This window comes from Rahnella perminowiae, from assembly GCF_019049755.1.
GTDB lineage: Bacteria > Pseudomonadota > Gammaproteobacteria > Enterobacterales > Enterobacteriaceae > Rahnella > Rahnella perminowiae.
Genome location: NZ_JAFMOS010000285.1, coordinates 1 through 3,579, shown reverse-complemented (window position 1 = coordinate 3,579; position 3,579 = coordinate 1). Strand labels below are relative to the sequence as shown.

3 protein-coding genes are annotated in these 3,579 nt (G+C 50.7%); all 3 read left to right on the top strand.

The window, feature by feature from the left end; translation table 11 throughout:
* Window positions 1–2,054, top strand: a 2,054-nt coding sequence (locus tag J1785_RS02420; RefSeq protein ID WP_217218731.1) for a DUF2345 domain-containing protein, incomplete at its 5' end; no start/stop codon positions are given.
* Between the two features lie 18 nt (window positions 2,055–2,072).
* The gene (locus J1785_RS02415) at window positions 2,073–3,020 is read left to right on the top strand and encodes a T6SS immunity protein Tli3 family protein (protein WP_217218730.1); all 948 of its coding nucleotides are present in this window, start codon (window positions 2,073–2,075) and stop codon (window positions 3,018–3,020) included.
* Between the two features lie 8 nt (window positions 3,021–3,028).
* On the top strand, window positions 3,029–3,579 hold a 551-nt coding region (locus J1785_RS02410; RefSeq protein ID WP_420803825.1), incomplete at its 3' end, for a T6SS immunity protein Tli3 family protein.

The window sequence follows — 3,579 nt, the reverse complement described above, 5'->3', positions numbered from 1 at the left end:
ACCGGCTGGATTTCCGGTTTGCCCTTAATGAACAGTACCCGCTGAAAAAATTCATGATGCAGTTCGGCGAAAGCGAATACGCGCACATCGCGCGCCGCCTGGCCGACAGCGGCATCTCGTACTTCTTCGAGTATGACGAAGAGAACAACTGCGACGTCATGGTGCTGGCCGACCATTCTTACGCCTGGCCGGAACCGGTCGCCATCCCGTTCCGTAACCCGGCGGGCCTGTTCGACGGCGGCCAGGAGTCGGTCTGGGAGATGTCGGTCAGCCGCAAGGCCATCCCAAAATCGGTGACGGTTAACGACGATTACTATCTGGCCGCGCAAAGCGATATGACCGCCACGACGACCACCAATCCGGATTACACGGCGCTGGTTGCCGAAGATTACCGCTGGGGTGAGTCCTATCCTGAGCCGGGCAAGGAATACAGCAACGAGCCCGGTCAGGGGATGTGGTACGCCAGACGCCGTCAGGAGCGTTATCTGAGCGAACAAATCACCTTTGAGGGTAAGTCCAACTGCATGACGCTGCGTCCGGGAATGGTCATTACCACGCCCGGTAAAGACTGGCCGGAAGCGCCGGACGGCCTGCTGATAGTTTCCACGAACTCTACCAACGTCGCCCGCGACACGGCGTATTTTGTCACCTTCACCGCCGTGCCACGCAATACCCGGCATCCGTATCGCCCCGCTCTGCTGCCGTGGCCAACCGTCACCGGCACGCTGCCTGCCCGTATCTCCAGCGCACATCCGGATGAACCCTATGGCCATATCAGCGCCGACGGTTTGTACCGCGCCCGGTTTGGTTTCGACCGCACCGAATGGCAGAAAGGCTTTGAGAGCTGCTGGCTGCGCCTGGCAAAACCCTATTCCGGTGATACTTACGGCTTCCATATGCCGCTGCTGGACTCCACCGGCGTGGCGATTGCCTTCGAGAACGGCGACGTTGACCGGCCGTACATTGCTTATGCGCTGCACGATTCACGGCATCCGGATCCTGTGGCGCTGCCGAACTACAAGCGGAACGTTATCCGCACGCCTTCTGGAAATAAGTTAAGACTTGATGATTCACGAGGCAAAGAACACATCAAGCTTTCCACACCGGCCAGCGGCAAAAGCCAGCTGAACCTGGGTGCGCTGGTCGATGATAAACGTAAAGACCGCGGTCACGGCGCCGAACTGCGCACCGACGACTGGGTGGCCGTTCGTGGCGGCAAGGGTGTGTTTATTTCCGCCGATGTGCAGGCTTGTGCCGGAGGTCAGCAACTGGACATGCAACAGGCCAAAGCACTCCTTTCCAGTGCGATGGTAGAAATGCAGAGCCTGTCGGCCAGTGCTCAACAGGCCCAGGCATTAGCCGCAGACATCGACCGGCAACAGACGCTGTTACAGCAGAAACTCGACAAACTTCAGCAAGCCGTTTTGCTTTTAAGCGCACCAAAAGGCGTCGGTATTGTCAGCGGGGACAGCATGCAATTGTACGCGCAAGACAGCCTGACGCTGACCGCCGGTAAACAGGTGGATATCGGCGCGACGAAGAAATTCACCGTCGCCGCCGGTGATCAAATCAGCCTCTATAGCCGACAGGGCACCAAAATGTTTGCCGCCAAAGGCGACATTGACGTTCAGGCGCAGGGCGGGAAATTCACCACCTGGTCAACGGACGATACGCATATTGCCAGTGGCAAAAAAATGACGATGACAGCACAGGACGAGCTGGTTCTGATCTGCGGCGGAGCCTACATCAAGCTGAAAGGCGGTAACGTTGAAATTGGCGGGCCGGGGAAACTGCTGGTGAAAAATGGCGGCATCGTCAAGCAGGGCTCGGCCAGCATGCAGAGTGCGATGAAATCGTTCGAGCCGGAACAGTTCAATGAAGGGTTTGTCGTTACTCATCCGCTCAACGGCAAACCACTGGCTTCCCAGAAATATAAAATCACGCTGGATGACGGACAGATCATTGAAGGGCTGACTGATGAAAAAGGCATGACCTCTCTCACTCAATCACAAGCCGCGCAGGATATGGTCATTTCGTTACTGGATGGCGAATAAGGACTTCAAGGACCGAATATGAAAAAAATAACTAAATTAATCGTCAGCGCGCTCAGTCTTTCTGCGGTGATAAGTATGACAGGTTGTGCTGTTGGCCCCTGGGGAGGGCTGGCTATAGGTAACCCTTTTTCCGGAATAGCGGAAGCTCGTCAGGCTCGAGAATATAATGAAAGGCAAGAAGCTTTAAAAATTGAGGCTACTAAGAAGCAACAATTGGCTGCAACAATCTATAACCCGCCACAGGTGATTTATCGTATCGATAAAAATCGCTATCTCACGCTGGAGGATTATTCGAACTGCGATGATGGTTCGATTTATTATCACAATGATAGCAAGAAGATAAAAACGAAGCTCTGGTTCCTTTCCAGGGGAACAATGAACTATAAGGGCAAGTTTATCTGGGCAGCGAAAAACGACGACATGCTGGCGATTCCATTGGTGAGTGGTGATAACGATGCATGCGGGGACTCGCTAAGAGGTTGTGCTTACAGCATCTTGTCAGCCAGTAACGATGGCGGCAAAAAATTTAGTGATATTAAATTCCATGCAACTGATAGCTCAGGTTCTAAAGATTACACTATTGTTGTCACTGATGACGCCATATACATAAAAAGTGATCGCTATCTTGCAGCTGAGAAATACGCCATCAATAGCGCTGCTGAATTTTATAACGTAAGACAAGCCTGGATTCAGGATGAGTTTTACAAAGGGATGATCAAGTTAGGTGTTCCTGAAGATGTATTAGATAAAAAACATCCAATGGGATATTCAGACCGATGGCTAACAAATAAGTATCACTATACCGATGCGCAAGTTAATGAACTGGGTATAAAAGCCGGTGCTCTATTTAATAAATATAATGATTCGCCACACACCGAAAAGCTTCCCGATATAAAGAGAAGTATTGTTGCCAGCGACCAGTTTAGTTGCAATGCCGCAATGGTCCCTTCTCAGCTAACAAATTAAGGATGACCATGAAAAAGCTAACTTTACTCGCAGGTGCATTAGTATTCTCGCTGACCAGCCTGAATGGCTGTGCGGTGACACCGCCTCCGGTGCAAACATCCACGCAGCCAGGAAAGGTGGCAGTACAACCCATCCATAACCCACCACAGGTGATTTATCGTATCGATAAAAATCGCTATCTCACGCTGGAGGATTATTCGAACTGCGATGATGGGTCGATTTATTATCACAATGATAACAAGAAGATAAAAACTAAGCTCTGGTTCCTTTCTAAGGGAACAATGAACTATAAGGGCAAGTTTATCTGGGCAGCGAAAAACGACGACATGCTGGCGATTCCGTTAGTGAGTGGTGATAACGATGCATGCGGGGACTCTCTAAGAGGTTGTGCTTACAGTATCTTGTCAGCCAGTAATGATGGCGGCAAAAAATTTAGTGATATTAAGTTTGGGGCAATTAACAGCTCAAACTCTAAAAATTACACAATCGTTTTGACTGATGACGCTATCTATATCAAAAATGAAGGTTATACCGCTGATAAATATATGGTCAATAGTAC